Source organism: Priestia megaterium NBRC 15308 = ATCC 14581 (assembly GCF_000832985.1).
GTDB lineage: Bacteria > Bacillota > Bacilli > Bacillales > Bacillaceae_H > Priestia > Priestia megaterium.
Genome location: NZ_CP009920.1, coordinates 4914926 through 4931521 on the forward strand (window position 1 = coordinate 4914926; position 16596 = coordinate 4931521).

The 16596-nt window shown below is 34.6% G+C and carries 22 protein-coding genes and 1 pseudogene; 3 read left to right on the forward strand and 20 right to left on the reverse strand.

All coding sequences use genetic code 11. The annotated features are described in order from the left end of the window. The first annotated feature begins 9 nt into the window (after positions 1-9). A complete protein-coding gene (locus tag BG04_RS25220) occupies positions 10-882 on the forward strand; it encodes a glycerophosphodiester phosphodiesterase (protein WP_034651461.1) in 873 nt (290 codons plus the stop codon). Positions 883-908: 26 nt separating this feature from the next. Here the strand turns inward: BG04_RS25220 and BG04_RS25225 are convergent, their stop codons facing one another. Together BG04_RS25225 and BG04_RS25230 are read right to left on the reverse strand one after the other, a co-directional pair. Continuing rightward, entirely contained in the window at positions 909-1703 is a 795-nt protein-coding gene (locus BG04_RS25225; protein WP_034651458.1) for a carbon-nitrogen hydrolase family protein, read from the reverse strand. A 12-nt stretch (positions 1704-1715) separates the two neighbouring features. Then, the gene (locus BG04_RS25230) at positions 1716-2975 is read right to left on the reverse strand and encodes a sigma-54 interaction domain-containing protein (RefSeq protein WP_034651455.1); all 1260 of its coding nucleotides are present in this window, start codon (positions 2973-2975) and stop codon (positions 1716-1718) included. 242 nt (positions 2976-3217) lie between these two features. Between BG04_RS25230 and BG04_RS25235 the strand changes: the two genes are divergently transcribed. Both BG04_RS25235 and BG04_RS25240 read left to right on the forward strand, forming a co-directional pair. Continuing rightward, the gene (locus BG04_RS25235; RefSeq protein WP_034651452.1) at positions 3218-3988 is read left to right on the forward strand and encodes a carbon-nitrogen hydrolase family protein; all 771 of its coding nucleotides are present in this window, start codon (positions 3218-3220) and stop codon (positions 3986-3988) included. A 41-nt stretch (positions 3989-4029) separates the two neighbouring features. Beyond that, entirely contained in the window at positions 4030-5424 is a 1395-nt protein-coding gene (locus tag BG04_RS25240) for an APC family permease (RefSeq protein ID WP_034651449.1), read from the forward strand. A gap of 91 nt (positions 5425-5515) precedes the next feature. Here BG04_RS25240 and BG04_RS25245 read toward each other — a convergent pair whose 3' ends face one another. The 18 genes and pseudogenes from BG04_RS25245 to BG04_RS25325 all read right to left on the reverse strand — a co-directional run bounded on the left by BG04_RS25245 (position 5516) and on the right by BG04_RS25325 (position 16576). Continuing rightward, the gene (locus BG04_RS25245; RefSeq protein ID WP_034651446.1) at positions 5516-6010 is read right to left on the reverse strand and encodes a hypothetical protein; all 495 of its coding nucleotides are present in this window, start codon (positions 6008-6010) and stop codon (positions 5516-5518) included. 53 nt (positions 6011-6063) lie between these two features. Continuing rightward, complete coding sequence (locus tag BG04_RS25250; RefSeq protein ID WP_034651443.1) at positions 6064-6594, reverse strand: ankyrin repeat domain-containing protein; 531 nt, start codon at positions 6592-6594, stop codon at positions 6064-6066. A 116-nt stretch (positions 6595-6710) separates the two neighbouring features. Then, complete coding sequence (locus tag BG04_RS25255; RefSeq protein ID WP_034651439.1) at positions 6711-7223, reverse strand: Imm6 family immunity protein; 513 nt, start codon at positions 7221-7223, stop codon at positions 6711-6713. A 76-nt stretch (positions 7224-7299) separates the two neighbouring features. Next, positions 7300-7758 (reverse strand): immunity protein YezG family protein, encoded by a 459-nt coding sequence (locus BG04_RS25260; RefSeq protein ID WP_016764419.1) that lies wholly within the window; start codon positions 7756-7758, stop codon positions 7300-7302. Beyond that, a complete protein-coding gene (locus BG04_RS25265) occupies positions 7749-8261 on the reverse strand; it encodes an ankyrin repeat domain-containing protein (protein WP_034651436.1) in 513 nt (170 codons plus the stop codon). Before BG04_RS25265 ends, BG04_RS25260 begins: the two co-directional genes overlap by 10 nt. Positions 8262-8533: 272 nt before the next feature. After that, positions 8534-8950 carry a tetratricopeptide repeat protein gene (locus BG04_RS25270; protein ID WP_034651433.1) on the reverse strand — a complete coding sequence of 139 codons (417 nt, stop codon included), beginning with the start codon at positions 8948-8950 and terminating at the stop codon, positions 8534-8536. 37 nt (positions 8951-8987) lie between these two features. Next, the gene (locus tag BG04_RS25275; RefSeq protein WP_034651430.1) at positions 8988-9407 is read right to left on the reverse strand and encodes a hypothetical protein; all 420 of its coding nucleotides are present in this window, start codon (positions 9405-9407) and stop codon (positions 8988-8990) included. Next, the gene (locus tag BG04_RS25280; protein WP_016764423.1) at positions 9394-10017 is read right to left on the reverse strand and encodes an immunity protein Imm33 domain-containing protein; all 624 of its coding nucleotides are present in this window, start codon (positions 10015-10017) and stop codon (positions 9394-9396) included. Before BG04_RS25280 ends, BG04_RS25275 begins: the two co-directional genes overlap by 14 nt. A 74-nt stretch (positions 10018-10091) precedes the next feature. Beyond that, positions 10092-10886, reverse strand: a complete 795-nt coding sequence (gene imm47 / locus BG04_RS25285) for an Imm47 family immunity protein (RefSeq protein ID WP_016764424.1) — start codon at positions 10884-10886, stop codon at positions 10092-10094. Between the two features lie 30 nt (positions 10887-10916). Continuing rightward, positions 10917-11417, reverse strand: coding sequence for an ankyrin repeat domain-containing protein (locus BG04_RS25290; RefSeq protein WP_016764425.1), 501 nt, complete (start codon positions 11415-11417; stop codon positions 10917-10919). Positions 11418-11556: 139 nt separating this feature from the next. After that, positions 11557-11934: a ribonuclease toxin immunity protein CdiI gene (gene cdiI / locus BG04_RS25295; protein ID WP_016764426.1), complete on the reverse strand. Its 378-nt coding sequence runs from the start codon at positions 11932-11934 to the stop codon at positions 11557-11559. Between the two features lie 244 nt (positions 11935-12178). Beyond that, positions 12179-12667 (reverse strand): immunity protein YezG family protein, encoded by a 489-nt coding sequence (locus tag BG04_RS25300; protein WP_034655124.1) that lies wholly within the window; start codon positions 12665-12667, stop codon positions 12179-12181. Between the two features lie 318 nt (positions 12668-12985). Beyond that, positions 12986-13492 (reverse strand): ankyrin repeat domain-containing protein, encoded by a 507-nt coding sequence (locus BG04_RS25305; protein WP_034651427.1) that lies wholly within the window; start codon positions 13490-13492, stop codon positions 12986-12988. Between the two features lie 187 nt (positions 13493-13679). After that, positions 13680-13778 (reverse strand): SMI1/KNR4 family protein, encoded by a 99-nt coding sequence (locus BG04_RS31800; protein WP_230586608.1) that lies wholly within the window; start codon positions 13776-13778, stop codon positions 13680-13682. A gap of 64 nt (positions 13779-13842) precedes the next feature. After that, positions 13843-14559 (reverse strand): superoxide dismutase, encoded by a 717-nt coding sequence (locus tag BG04_RS25310; RefSeq protein WP_034651424.1) that lies wholly within the window; start codon positions 14557-14559, stop codon positions 13843-13845. Between the two features lie 98 nt (positions 14560-14657). Beyond that, positions 14658-15144: pseudogene (locus BG04_RS25315) on the reverse strand (immunity protein YezG family protein). Between the two features lie 668 nt (positions 15145-15812). Next, positions 15813-16301, reverse strand: coding sequence for an SMI1/KNR4 family protein (locus BG04_RS25320; protein ID WP_034655123.1), 489 nt, complete (start codon positions 16299-16301; stop codon positions 15813-15815). Continuing rightward, positions 16298-16576: an HNH endonuclease gene (locus BG04_RS25325; RefSeq protein WP_080743102.1), complete on the reverse strand. Its 279-nt coding sequence runs from the start codon at positions 16574-16576 to the stop codon at positions 16298-16300. Before BG04_RS25325 ends, BG04_RS25320 begins: the two co-directional genes overlap by 4 nt. Between the last annotated feature and the right edge of the window lie 20 nt (positions 16577-16596).

A 16596-nucleotide genomic window follows, 5' to 3' on the forward strand; every position in this document is an offset into this window, starting at 1 on the left:
AGAAACGTGATGAAAAAATATTTAGCTGGTCTAAGCGCAGTAGCCTTGTTATGCTGTTCGATTGCCTCTTCTGCTTTTGCACGCACGGAAGAAAAACTTACGAACATTGCCCACCGAGGAGCCTCTGCTTACGCACCTGAAAATACAATGGCTGCTTTTCATCAAGCACTAGAAATGAATGCAGATTACATTGAACTTGACGTGCAACAAAGCAAAGACGGTGTACTCGTTATTATGCACGACCGTACCGTAGACCGAACGACAAACGGAAGCGGACGCGTTCGAGAGTTAACGTACGCTGAGCTTCAGCGCTTGGATGCAGGAAGCTGGAAAGAGGATTCTTTTGCGAATGAAAAAATTCCAACTCTTTCACAAGTGTTAGATGAATTTCAAGGGAAAATCGGTATATTAATAGAGTTAAAAGCCCCGGAACTTTATCCTGGAATTGAAAAAAAAGTAGCTATTGAAATCAACAAGCGAAAGCTCGATCACGTTATCATTCAGTCTTTTAACGTTTCATCCATGAAAAAAATGCATGAGCTTCTCCCAAACGTTCCTATAGGCATATTAACTTCTTCACAGCGAGATACAAACCCAAACTCAATCCAGCAATTCGCCGCTTTTGCCACTTACTTTAACCCGTCCTATGACATCCTAACGCCTGCTCTCATCCACCAAGTCCATTCTGCCGGAATGAAAATATCGCCGTGGTCTGGAACCAAGCGGCTTCCCGCTTCATTTTTGTGGAAAACAAAAAGTGACGGAGTGATTACGAATTATCCCGATGAAGTGAATTGGGTGCAAACATCAACAAAAATAGGGAAAACCATTCACGCAAGCTCCGCGAGCCACACTGCTCGCTTAATTGGTGTAAAAAAGTAATAGCAGCTTTCTTTAATAAAGAGCTCTTATAACCCTTCTCTCCTGTATAAATTTGACTTTCGATTATTCAAATAGTTTAAGATTTCCTTTGAATTTGCCGAAGACGATAGGTCTATGTCAACAATCGCAAGGTCCTCATTATTAAGAGATTTAAACACACAGTGCCCATTAGGATTAATAACTTCACTTTCACCAAAATAGACATAGTCGTCTTCTAATCCAACTTTATTAGCAGCTGCAATAAAAATATGATTTTCTAAAGCTCTTGACCTCAAATAAACGTGCTGATGATGCTCGTAAGGAATCATGTTCGCACAAAGAACAAAGACGACTTCGGCTCCTTTTAATGCTAGAATTCGCGCCACTTCAGGAAATTCCATATCATATGTAATCATTACTCCAAACTTTCCTTGAGGTGTATCAAAGACTGGTATACTATCTCCAGAAGTAAAATATAAATTTTCATGATCAAAAAGGTGAATTTTACGATAAGTTCCTACTATCTCACCTTTCTTATTAATAAATACAGCGGAATTATATATTTTAAAGTGGTGTCTTTCCGGAAAACCAAGAATAACTCCTATTTGTAATTCTTTAGCATATTTTTTAACTTTCGTGATTAATTCTCCTTCTACTGATTCAGCTAATTCCTCCACCTGTTCATTTAACAAAAAACCAGTCAAAAATAATTCAGGGAATAACACAAAATCCGCACCTTGATCTTTAGCCGCTTCCATCGTTCCAAAAACTCTCTTTAAATTTTTATCTTTATCATGCAAATTGCTTCTAAGCTGGGCTAATGCAATTTTTAATTGACGCATCCCTTCACCTCTTTAAAAACCTTCTTTTTTGTACACTTTTAATTTTTTTGAAATAGTAGACTGATCAACCTGCAATACTTCTGCTACTTTGTAAGTACTGTTGTATTCACCGTAAGCTTTTAAAATTAATTCTTTTTCTACTTGTCTTTTAGCTTCTTTCAAAGACATTGGTGCTTTAGGAGAAAATGACCAACCTTTTTCACGTATATTTTTTTCTTCTAGAACTTCTTTTTCAGTCATATTTGTGACGACAATTCTTTCTATCGTGTTTTCCAATTCCCTTATGTTCCCAGGCCATTTATATTGGATAAGCTCTTGTTTTACTTCATCATTAATTTCTTTTCGAAGATGATATTTTGTATTATATTTAAAAAGAAAATGATCAATTAAGATATGTATGTCCTTTTCTCGCTCTCTAAGAGGTGGAATCGTGAGCGGTACGACATTAAGCCTATAGAACAAATCTTCACGAAATAATTTTTCCTCAACAAGCTCCTGTAGATTTTTATTTGTTGCAGCAATTACTCGCACATCTACTTTCTTTTCCTCTGTACTTCCTACTTTTCGCACCGCGTTTTCTTGCAAAACACCTAGCAGTTTTGCTTGTAGGTTTAAAGGAAATTCCGCAATTTCATCTAGAAAAATTGTTCCTTTATGAGCAGCCTCAAATAAGCCGACCTTTCCTCCTTTTTTTCCGCCTGTAAAAGTTCCTTCTTCATACCCAAATAGCTCTGATTCGATTAAACTCTCTGGAATAGCACCACAATTAACAGAAATAAAAGGCTGCGTTGAACGTGTACTAGTACTATGAATAAATTTAGCAATTTGACTTTTGCCTACTCCCGATTCACCTAGTAGAAGAACAGTGGAGCCTACATGAGCAATTGTTTTTATAATTTTACTAATTCGTTTCATAGCAGATGATTCCATAATCAACTCATCGGTTTTATGCTGATCTTCATTCGAATAAGGATTAAACATGCTTTGAGATATATTCGTTAATGTCACGATTTGATTTATGTAAGAGTTCGCTTGGACAAGGTGAAGAGTAAACAGAAAGGTTCTTCCCTCATAGGTACTTAATAACTGAGTAGAGTCACTTGGAGCAGCAGTAAAGACCTTTTTCCACTGAACTTCTTCAAATAACATATTTTCTTGAAACAGCGATAAGTGACTGGTTTGTTTATTATTGATAGATACGGTACCAATGCGTCCTTCATGATTTATGATGACTACTATTGATTCGCAGGTACCTATTGAAGAATTCCTCATTATCCATTTCCTCCTTTCGATTGTTTCTAATGAAAAATCGCATCATTGATGATAAAAATCATCATCTTAACTTTCCAAATAACTATATAAGCAGAATATGACTTATTTTCTTTTTATCCCTATTAGTATAATGAAAAAATTCATCTTTTTAAAGATTAAAAATCAGAATTGACTGAAAAAACACGTTGGCACACTTCTTGCTTGTATTTATAGTGAAAACGATTATGAGGAGGTATTTTACAGTGAATATTACAATTGCTCAGTTTTGTCCTGTACTAGGCAATAAAAAAGAAAACATTCGAAAAATAAATGACTGTATCAAGCAAGCTGCAAGCGAACAGGCTGACCTTGTTGTCTTTCCGGAACTTTGTTTGACAGGTTATTTTATTTGGGATGATATTAAGGAGCTAGCTGAATCCGTCAGTGGTGAAAGCTTACAGCTTTTCCAACAAAGCTGCAGGGATCACAGCATCCACGCCGTTATATCTTTTCCTGAAGTAACAATTAACGGGCATTATTATATTACATCAGCTCTTATAGATGATACCGGAACTGTAATTGGTACGTATCAAAAAACACATCTTTTTGACAGGGAAGCTGAAATCTTCCGCCCAGGCAACACTTTACCTGTTTTCAAAACCAAATTCGGAAACATTGGATTAATGATCTGCTATGACCTTGAATTCCCTGAAGTGGCCCGAACTTTAAAAATAAAAGGAGCGGATTTACTCATCATCCCTCTTGCTAACATGAGCCCTTACGAAGATTATCAAATAACGTATTTAAAAAGCCGTGCTATGGAAAATGAACTTCCAATTGCCCTATGCAACCGAATAGGCTCTGAAGAAGATACATTCTTTTTTGGACATAGCGCAGTCGTCAACAGTAAAGGAAAAGTTCTTCTAAAAATGGGTAGCAAGGAACAAATATCGACAGTAGCTATTTCTTTAGAGGAATCAAAAGATCAGAAGCTTAATTACCTTATGCACAGAAGAGCGGATTTGTACAAATAGATATAGGAAGATTAAAAACAATTTTTAAGGGAGGCGCAAAGATGGAAACAAAAAGAAACCAAGCAGTTCCAACTTTGAAGTTGTCACATATTGTTTTGTTTGGACTTGCTTATATGACACCAATGATTGTATTTGGTATTTACGGCTTGTTGGCTGAAACCACCCATGGACTAGTTTCCACTGCTTATATAGTGGCTTTAGCTGCTATGCTATTTACCGCTTATAGCTACGGTAAAATGACTAAAGCTTTTCCTATTGCAGGGTCTGCTTATACGTATACAAGAAAATCCATAAATCCATATGTCGGATTTATGATTGGATGGGCTGTTTTACTAGACTACCTGTTTCTTCCTATGGTTATTTGGCTTATCGGAGCTGTTTATTTACATACAGCTTTCCCTAACATTCCTCTTTGGACATTTGTACTAGCCTTTATTTTTATTACAACTGTTATCAATATAATTGGCTTAAAAGCAGCGGCGAGCGTCAATACATTAATGATGATTTTTCAATTGCTCGTAGTCGGTATTTTTATTTCACTAAGCATTATATATCTTATAAAAGGCTCATCACCTTTTGCACTCTTTAGCTTTAACCCATTCTTGAACGAGCATCTTACATTTTCGTTTGTAGCCGCTGGCGCTTCCATTGCTTGTTATTCTTTTTTAGGATTTGATGCTGTTACAACTCTATCTGAAGAAACCATTAATCCTGAAAAAACAATGCCAAAAGCTATCTTTCTTATTACACTAATTGGAGGCATCATTTTTATTGGAGCTTCTTATTTTCTACAGCTTGTTCATCCTGACTATACATCTTTTAAAAATATTGATTCAGCAGCATTTGAAATTGCCGTACAGATCGGCGGCAATTTATTTAGCTCTATTTTTCTAGCTGGATTAATTATTGCTCAATTCGCATCTGGCTTATCTGCTCAAACAAGCGGAGCCCGTTTATTATTTGCAATGGGAAGAGACGGCGTACTTCCCGCTAAGATATTTGGGTATCTTCATCGAAAATCAAAAACACCCCTAATGAATATTTTATTCATAGGAGGCATTTCATTGCTGGCTGTTAAGCTTGATGTAAGTACATCTACTTCATTTATTAACTTTGGAGCATTTTTAACGTTTATTTTTGTAAATCTATCGGTCATTTTTCACTATTACTTCACGTTAAAAAATGAAAGAAAGAATCGTTTTCTTCTGTACTTTCTTATACCGGCTATCGGAGCAGCCCTTGATTTCTATCTCTTTATTAATCTTGATAAACACGCCTTAGTGCTAGGAAGCGTCTGGACTGCCATAGGACTTGTGTACTTAACTTTTCTTACAAAAGGATTTAAGCTTTCTCCTCCAGAAATGGATTTCGATGAAGAGGAAATAACGAAACCTTCCTCTCTTGTACATCAAAAAGCTGCTGAAAAGACATTGTAACTTTTTAAAAAAAGGGATGCTATTTATAGCATCTCTTTCTCATGTCGGTCTTGAATACTCGAACTGAACTATCCAACGCTTCTTTCCTTCCTCACAGCTCAAATAAACTTTCTCCGTCCTTATTTATCCAATACTTTTCTGTTTCTGGAATCAAAGCTGTAAAGTCTTCATACGTTCCTTTCCAATCACTTGGAACATATTCTTCAAATGAAGCCGGCTCAGGAAACAGTGAATAGAACACCTTTTGATCACAGTCCACCAAAAACGAAGGGATAAAGTCTAATACGTCTTCTTCCTCTCCGCTTTCTATTTTATCTTCAAACAGCTTTAAAAGAGTAGCTGCATCTGCTTTATATGACTGTATACGCTTTAAAAAAAGCTCAGCATTTTCACCGCTGAGAATCTCCATTCCTTTTCGTTCAGGTTCAATGTATTCGTCAACCGCTAAATCACCTTCATTTTCAAAAGCTTGCGCAAACTTCACATAATCTAAATACCATAGCTCTCGGTCAGTCACATACCATTGAAACTGCTTTTTATGTATCACTCCGACAATTACGTTTTCAGCATATATAGGTTCTAGCATGAGATGGACCTCCTTGCTTTTATTAGCTTTGTGACCTGTTATATACGATTTAATTAATCTTTAAGCACTCTCTTTTGTACTTTTTCATTCAGCTTTTGCTTTAAGTATTTAGCAATTTCTATTTGTCCAAATTCCTTAGCATATCGGTACGCATCCATTTTCTTAATATTCTCACTGGTATATTGAATGGAAATATCTATACCTTGATTAACTAGATATCCAACTACTTTTTTATGACCACCGTAAATTGCTGCAAATAAAGGATTTCTTTTTGCCAAGCTTACATCTAGTTCTGCTCCAGATTGGATTAAGTACTGTACTATTTCTACATGCCCCTCACCTGCTGCGACTCGTAAGGGAGAAGCATCAAATATATCACCTTTTGTATTTACATCGATTCCTTTATGCACTAGATACTCTACTATTTCCATCTGTCCTTTTTTTGCTGCTATATGCAACCAGCTACCAAATGGAGTCATGGTGTGTAGAATTTCTGCATTACTACCTATTAATTCTTTGACTGAGTTAATGTCACCACGTTTAATTGCATTTCTTATTGCTTTATTGACGCTGTTTTTCTCCAAATCATATCCCCCTTAATGTAGTTGCCCATTATTGCCGTGTTTTAATATAGACATCTCCCTCAATAATTTAGCTGTTTCTACCGTTTTTATTTTTAAATAGTTGTGGTCAATTAAAATTACTGTCGTATTTGTAGTTCTCTTAACACTTTTGTTCGCAAATCATTCACTGTTTTTCTATTCGTATCATCATTTAATAAAGAAGTTAATCTTTCTATGTAACTACCTGCATTCTCTATACATCTTTCAAAACCATTTATAAAATGCTCTACTAATGTATCATCAACTAAAGCAATGGGTTCGGGGTAATATTCGACGCCTTCTCTTTCAAATGCTTTTCTACTAGTAAAGGCAACTGCATCAATAATACAGTCCCAGGCTATAACATCTGTTTTATTATCTGACGTCTCTTGAATTATTGTGATACCATTTTCCTCGTGATCTAATAATTCATAAAGAGTATCTCCACTATTTTCTTTGTCTTTTAACCATTCCCAGCATTTACATATAACTTCCTGAGCTAAAATTTGATCTTCCGTACGAGAAAGTACAGGCACAACTTTTTCTGAAAGCCCCAGAAAAAATATGACTTTATCATGCTCTGTTAAACTATTGAAATTAGCATTAGTCATTCTTAAACTCCGTTTCCATTTCCCTCAATATGATGAGCTTAACGCCTCCGTCCATATATCTTTTGCCCTTCTATGATTAGGAAAGAAATTTTTTTATGATCTTTTTATCATATTCATCTTCTGAAATAATCCCTAAGTACTTATACTCCCAAATCACCTGTTGTTCATACGGGTCAACAGTAAGAATATCTTCATACCCGTAGTCTATCTCAAATTTCCCATCATGACCTAAATGCAAATTTAAACTTGTCCATATCTCCTGCTTGTTTTCTATAAATACATCTAACAACTCACGAAAGCACTCTAACTGTTTATCTAATAACACTAAGTAGCTCTGTTCTGACACCTCAAATAGTTCAGGTATATCATGACTATATATAGGTTCATCGCTTCCTTTTGGATAATAAAAGAAATACGTTGTTTGAGAACCTTCTCCTACTTCTGCATACAAATAGATGTCTCGCCAGTCTTCTTGTATCATTTCCTTTAAATTATCGGCCACCTTTTGATAAATATTATTAAGCTTTAATTCCATTTACTGTCCACCTTCTGCTTTAAATATTCAGCAATTTCTATTTGTCCTCGTTCAATCGCAAATTCATAGGCATCCATATTTTTCATCGTATCCCCTGTATACGTTACAGTAATATCAATACCACTCTGAACAAGGTATTTTACAATATCAAGATGACCGCCATAAATCGCTGAAAATAAAGGATTTCTACTCGAATCGCTTACATCTAATACTGCACCTCTATCGTATAAGTACTGAACTATGCTAAATTCACCTACACTCGCTGCATGTGCAATTGGCGCTGACTTTGGTACACCTTCATTTGTGTTAATATCCATCCCGTATTCAACTAAGAACTTTATCATATCAAGGCTACCAGCTCTAGCAGCCACGTGTAGCCACGTTCCAAAAGGAGTTATAAACTCAAGCAGCCTTTTATCTGTAATCAGAATCTCTTTTGCTTGTTCTGTATCACCGTTCTTAATTAAATCATAAGTTTTAACTGCTCTTTCCTTATTATCCATAGAAACCTCCTAAGATATTTTTGTTCATACGGATTCTTCACCAGTTTATAGTATCAGAGAGATCCCTTTAGTCTTCTGAAACCTCTTCCAGAATTCATCTAATGATTTAAATAGGATTATTTGGATACTCTTTTAAATAGTGCTCTATTAAACTCTTACTCTATTTCAGCATATTGGTTCACAGCCCTCTTCCTATGCATTAAAATCAAAAATCCTCAATAGCCTGCTCTACTGAGGGTTTTACTCTTCACTTAAACTGTATTTTTCTCTATTTAAATTAACTCTATAATAAGTTTAAAGTATTTATCATCTTCCTGAAAAAAGATTTTATAATCTTCAATTTGATAAGCCTTGTACAAATACGCTTTTGCTTTTTCAAACTCTCCAAGCTCACAAAAACTTTCCCCTAACCGCAACAACAGAAAAGGATTTTCATTTCCGGCCGGACACTTCAAGGCATATTCCAAGCTGCGTATAGCATCTTCGTAGTTTTTTATTAAAAAGTATGTATCACCTAAAGTTCCGTAAATCCACGTAGCCGCTGACCATTTTTCCTTTGGCTCTGGAACTAATTCAAGTGCTCGTTGATAAGAAGCAATCGCTTCACTCATTTGTTTCAGTTCAGCAAATCGATCACCTTCTTCACATAACTTGACAATTCGCTGGTGAAGTTGATCGTTCATTTCCATTACAGCATCTCCCTACTGAAATAATAAGGTTTCATCTTCATGATCCTTTTAGCAGCTTTATATATTTGACATCTTGCCCTTCGAACGATCTTCCTTCTGACTTTTTATTGGCAATATCAAAAAATTCTTTTGCAACATTTAATTCGCCCAACTCATAATAAATAGTTCCTGATAAAAATTCACGCTCTCCGTCATCTATTCTTTCAAAATCCGATGTATATAAATGATTTAACCATTGCTTAGCGCTTTTGTAATTCTTTATCACTGTAAATGTATCAATAATATCCCGTACAATATTGTAAGTGTCAGGATATAAACCTTTAGGCTGTGGAATTTCACCCCAAGCTTGTACCAATAAATCTATAGATGTTTCGTAATCATTATTTCCAAAGCATTCATCGCTTTTGGTCTTATATTTCTCCATTCTCACTTGCTTTTCAGGGTCAATTTGTATCATTTCTTCCTCCACTCAAAATATCTTCATCTCTTTCATTTAATACTGCCTTCACTTGATCTCTTTCAAAAATCACCATATATTCATATGGTAACGCTAAAACTTGAATAAGGGATGGACGAATCTTTAATAATTGATAAACATAAAAAGCCTCAAGCTCTTCTGTATCATCTTCTTCATGTACCGGCCCTATGTACCAGCCAGAATCTCCTCGTTCAGCTCCGCCGCTTCTTTGTAAGTAAATGCTATCTACTTCTAGTATATTTTTAGCTACCACGACTTTATCTCTAAAGCTGACACCTTCACCATTTTTCATGTTTAACTTGCGCAAAAAGTGAACTTGTTCCAACTGCGCCCATAGAGAAAGCGTTAAATCTTCTGTATAATCCTCAAAGGGATTCCCTGAATAGTCCGGTGAAAGAATGTAATACTCTTCATTCTTTACAGAAACAATAAAGTTCGACCACCCTATTTGTATCGAAAACCCGTCAGTCCATTTTTCTCTTTCTATCGTTTCAAAGATACGAAATAGACTCTCAACCTGCATTTTTAATTCATGTTCTGCTTGAACTACGACTACTTTATCCCCTATATTTCTAATGAATTTTTTCAATTATTCTTCCCTTTCTTTTTCCACTAATTTTGTTACCAAATGGATTGCGTTTGGACAGTACGTATGGTTTCTTTCTATAGCTTATACCCATAAAAATACTTTTGTCCTTTTTCCCAGCTTTTAATGGAAAGATTGTAAATATACTCCATCATTTTTTTATAATAGCTTGCATTCATAATTGTGCGGTAATCTCCAGGCACTTTTTCCCCAGTTAAAATGGATAATAAAGATGGAATCAACTCCATTTTTAATGGTTCTTCGTTATGTGCTGCACTCATCGCTCTTTGGACTAATTTTTTTGTTAAGTCTCCGGGAAAAGCTACATTTTGTTGAAAGTAATAACTTTCTGGATCATTCTCATTGCAATACTCAACATAATAGTCTCCTATTTCCTCGGCAGTCGCCTCTTCTCCGATTTTCGCTTCATAGTCAAGGAAAAAATCAAGCGAATCCTTTATGATAATAGCCGTATCGTCAATTTCATTCCAGTCTTCAAGTAAAGCCAATAAATACGGAACTACTTCAAGAGAAAGTGATGTTGTCGCTGCGGATGCAAACGTATCAACCGTTTCTTCGGTACTTTTACTCAAAAATCGCAGATTATTTGAATCTCTTAAGTCGTCATGTGTTGCGATAGCGAAAAAGACCCTTATACACAAATTCAAAACCGCTTCATCTTGAGTCCCGTTCATCAATTGAATTAATAGCGGCTTTTGAGTAAAATCCCCTATTTTATATAACTCGATTAAATTAAATAAAATGTCCCTTTCTGTATGGCTTTTCAATAGATGTTCTTTTATTTCAGCTTGAGATAAAGTGGTCTTTTCACCAAACCATATACTATTCATAAGGTTTCTTGAGCCTACCATCATTACACCTGCTTTCGCTAAGTAAATTATCTATTTCAACTTTCTCTTTAAATATTCAGCAATTTCTATTTGTCCTCGTTCAATCGCAAATGCATAAGCATCCATCTCTTTCATATTTTCACCAGAGTATGTAATCGATATATTAATATGATTCTCAACTAACAGTTTAACCATCTCAAAATGACCGTTATATATAGCAGCAAACAGCGGATTTTTATCTGGTTCACTGATATCAATTTTAATATTATGGTTAATAAGATACTTAGCAATATCTATATGTCCTTTTGCAGCCGCTCTTTCTAAGGCATTGGTAGAAAAAGTTCCTCCTTGTGCATTAACATCTATTCCAGCACGAATAAGGTATTGTACAATTTCTAAATGACCATGAGCTGTCGCTACATGTAGCCATGTGCCAAAAGGTGTAACCCATGTTAACATTTCTGGCTCTTTCTCAAGTAAGTCTCTCACCTTATTTAAGTGACCACCTTTTATAGCACCTCTAATAGCTTTTGTCATTTGAGTTATTTCCATTTTTCGTTTTCCCTCTACTTTCTACTTTGTAGAATTCTCTCCAAAATATATCGTCTCTCTGCTTGGTGTAATGCGCTGTAGTGTGGGGAGCTTATTGTCTATAGCAAGACTCGATTCGTTGCTTCTTCATATACTCCTACTAGTCTTCATTACTATGATTTTGTTTGATTTTATGTAAAAGAGCCATCACTTTTTCTTTATCATGGGCATGATCTTCCATATATACGTGGCAAATTTTGTGCAAGTAAGTTAAAAACGTTTCATAATCGACAATAACACTTTTGTCAGTGTCACCCGTACCGTCTAGAAATTCAATGCCGTTTTCCACATAGCCCTCTTCCCACGGCTCTAAGTCTCCTGAAAATGTACAAGTGTAGTACTCATTTCCATAACCAGTTTCCTCTGAAAAATAGTGTAAGACTTTTAAAAATTTTTGATCTGATAAAGCGCTATAAAAACTTATCATGGGAGACAACGTACAATCTATATCATGAAATAATTCTACGATTTTCTGCATTCGTATCACCCTTTTATAATTAATTGAATCAACATTTACTATTTGACCGTGACCACTACGCAAACGCTAGGGTTATCTCTTGAACCTCTATAATCTAAACACACAAAATCTCCTGCAAATAAAATAAAGATTGGTAATAAATATTTATTTCTACACTTATAAAAAGTCCTCTTGATGTAATTTTTCCAGGGTTAATTTAGTACCTTCATGATGTGGGAATTTAACCACAAATACTGGATTTATGCTAAATTGGATTATTGGGATACTCATTTAAATACTTATTGATTAAAGTCTTACTTTCGCTATCATCTGGTTCTGTTCCTAAATATTTATATTCCCAAATCACTAGCTGGTCATCAAAGCTGTAATCCGTGTCAAACCAATTTGTATAATCATAATGCACCTTCAATTTGCCATCGCTATTAACAGATAGTGTAAAAGAGTACCAAAGTTCTTGCTGATTATCTTTAAAAACGTTTCTTAATCTATTACTTAACTCAAATAAAGCTCGATCCTTCATTTTATAAAATTCTTTATCAATATCGTATTCATAAGGAATTTCTAAACTATATTTATAGTTCTTTTCATTCTCAAGGGTATTATAAAAAAAGCAAGTTCCTCCTCCCGTTTCGGATATTTGAGCGTAAAAATAAATCTTTGTCCATTGTGTAGGAATCATTTCATTCACTGTTTCAGAAATTTCTCTATAAAATTGATTTATTTCTGTTTCCATACTCAATATGTTCGACCACCTAACTGTTTTTCCGTTTTATAAAGTGTTCTCTGTACCACACAGTAATGTTTCTCTATAACTATTATAAACCACTACAATAAACTCCTCATTACTCTTAATATAAGACACTAAAGTACTAAATGCGTTCTCTCCACTTCCTACATTGCGTTTTTTACACTTCAAATACTAACTTTTTACTCCAACATAAAAAAGAATTCGACTGTTTTCGAATTCTTTTCCTAATTTAACAACTTCTCTCCTCATTTTTTTGCTCTTAAGCAATTTGTACCACCTGCATGAGAGACAATCTAAACCCAATCAATTTCCAGTCATCCTTTGCTTTAAATATTCAGCAATCTCAGTCTGCCCAAACTCCTTTGCATATTCATAGGCATTCATATTTTTGATGTTTTCTCCCGTGTATCTAATGGACACATCTATTCCTTTTTGTACTAAATATTTAACTACTTCTTGATGCCCCCCATAAATTGCTCCAAACAGCGGATTTCTCTTCGCTAAGCTCACATCTAGTTCTGCTCCAGATTCTATTAAATACTTTACTCTCTCTAAATTGCCAGATCCAGCTGCTAGATTTAACGCAGAAGCATCAAATGTCCCGCCTTTCGCATTAACATCAATTCCTTTTTCAACTAAATACCGGACGATTTGAAGGTTCTCCTTTTTAACCGCTACATGTAACCACGTACCAAATACAGTCACGGTATTCAAAGTCTCTATATCATCACCTATTAGTTTTTTCACTGCATTGATATCGCCAGTTTTAATGGCATTTCTTATCGCTTTCTTACTATGGTTTCGGTCCACTATGCAAACTCCTTCATTTGAATCTTCATTGTCAGTTAACCTCTCACCAATTTGCGCAATAATAACTTCAACATCGTACCAACCATTTATATGATCCGATTCGTTATCTTCAAGAACACATAAAAACCGTTCAATAATACAATCACTCTCGTCATGGCTAAATTCATTTGAAATTGGAACAACCCCATTATTTTTTTATAAATTCATGATATGATTTTGGAAATGAAATTCTTAAGCTTTTTTCAACGGTATTTAATAGTTCATCATTTGGTAAAGGTAAAACAATGCTATTACTATCTACTTTCCTATTTTTTCACTACTTGTTACTTTCTTTCTCTACGCTTATATACTTATTCAAATCCTATAACCATCCATTCATCTACTACATCCCAAAAGTTTAGATTATACTCTGGCTCTTCTTTTGAAGACCACAAAGTGGCGTTGTCACCCAAACTGTTTTTATAATCCACTACTACATAAGTTCCCATTCCATTACTGAAAAATCCATATGAAGATGCGAAGTCAATTTTTAAATTACGTTCTCCAATTTCTTCAATAATGTCCCATTCATAATCGTCTAAATATGTGATATCTTCTAGGGACTCTAACCCCATTGACTTACTTGGATAGTAGTAAAACCCACTATGAACATTTTCATAAAAGCTTCTAATTTTATCTGGAATTTTACTCCAATCTTCTTCAAGCTGTTCGTTATTAAAGTACTCTTTAGGATTTCGGCCTTCATAATATAAAATTTTCCCTCTGGCATTTTTCACCGAATATAATATCGAATACCGATCACCAATAGCCATTAATTCAACATCTATCAAAAATCCCTTTAAAAAAGATATGGTGTTGCTCATTTCATTACTTACATATCTTTTCCATATATTTAATACCCTACTTATCTTACTAGATTTATTTTTCTCTTTTAAAATTTCTCTCCATTCATCAGGAATTAAATCCTTTTGGATATAATCAATGTCATTAGACTCTATTAAGCTTACAGATAGTTCTTCACTTAATGTATATTTATTTAAGAAATTCAACTTATCTTGAAGCATCATTTCTACCCACTCCCTATTCTTCTAAAATCTAGCTATTAAGCCCTGTATTTTCACTTTGTGTTTACTGCTTCCTTCATTTGTATAGCCTTAATAATTATTTAAATAGGATTCTTTGGATATTCTTTTAAATATTGATCTATTAAACTTTTAGTTTTTTCATCCGCTGGTGCTTCATCTAAATATTTATACTTTCAAATCTTTTTCTGTGCTACAAATCCGTAATCTGTATTCAACCAATCTGTATAATCAAATGATACAGAGAACTTCCCTGTTTGATCTAACATTAGCGTAAAAGAATACCATAGCTCCTGGCTATTTTCTTTAAAGATTTCTCTAAGCTGTTCACTAAGATCAAAAAACTTATCTTCTTTATTATTAAATTCTAGTTCCGATGGATTAAATTGTTTCGGTATATCTAGACTATACGTGTAGCTATTATCTCTAATTGATTTATAAAAAATGTAAACTCGCCCCCCCGGATTCATCAATCTGTGCATAAAAATAAAATCTTTCCCATTCTTCTGGAATCATATTATTAACCGTTTCTGCTATTTCTTGATACAATTCCTGTAACTGAATTTCCATTTGCATAAAATTTATCCTCCCGCCTGATTTTTAATTGTTACTCTCTCTAATTCTTCACCTTCAATTTGATACTATATTCTAAATTTAATAGGGCGTATTGAATGCCATTTTTAACAGAAAAATATTTTTACCGATACTTTTTTAGAAAAGCTTCCTTCAAAGCATTTGCCCAACCTTTATCTTTCTCCATAATAAACCAAATTCTATTAGAACGATTGTTATCTATTTTACCTGCACTAATGTTGTTCCTCAACATGTCGCGTCTGGTTATGTATTCTGTCAAGCCATTTATGGTAACAATATCGTAGAGGCCTTTTTCGTTTTGCTCCAGGACTTTGAAGGATTTGGCGGATTTGTAGGCGTCTAAGGAGTGATCCGCTGCGCTTAGGCCTTTAGCTATTTAATTGAAACAAATAAAAATGAAGACTCTTTGAAATTATATATCCTCAGATAAAAGAAAGTACTTGCTGGCTGTTATAGACCATCAAGTGCTTTATAGTTAGCTATATAGAATAAGTTGTAAGTTTCTTGTGTGCTCCATGTAACGAATAATTTCGAAATTTAAAATTCCATCCGGCCTAGTAAGTGTATCTGTTTTTCCCACAAAATATTGTTACACAATTCCACAGCCATACAACCTCCATGAGCTAAGTGTTTACTCTTAACCCTTAGTCATGTAACTTATCAAGAAATTCAGTAAATGTTGTTGCAACATAAAATACATTCTCTCTTGCACGCTCTTCCGCCTGCTCTTCCGTTAAACCCTCTTTCTCGATTAACATTTCTTTCTCCCAAGCATTTTCATGTTCCCAAAAAACCACAATCGGATTATCTTCATGATCTTTATAATCAAAGCATATTAAGTTTCCAGACGGATCGAAAGCAAAAGGGATTAACTTTTTCGGAAGTGTATCCTGATAATCATTAAAGACTTCTAGAATATGCTCATCATCTTCAACGTCATATGTTAATAATGTTCCAAATACCTTTTCTTTTCCTTCAACTTGAAATAATTCAGGACTAACATGGGCACCATTATAATCCATAGCAACCTCTATATAATCTAAGGGAAATTTCACTCCTAATTTTTCTCCAACATTCTCCACTTCATTCTTAGTGACTGGTTCGTCCCATGATCTCCAATTTATATTACTCATCTGATACCATCTCTCCATAATTTATTTCCACCTAAATGATTTACTTTGTGCGTTTTAGATACCACAAGTTGCATCTTACCAGGTACCTGATGATGGTGCCATGTTAATCCTTTGATTCTAGCTTCACCATTTTCAATATCTCGAAGTTGTTTTAATGTAAATATGTCTCTAGATATTTCCTCGTGTCCAATCGCTTCTTTTAACAGCTCTGTACATTCTTTAAATTGTCTATCATCAGTTACTTTGAACAGACTCTCTTTTATAGCTATATACATAAAATGTCATCCGGCCCATT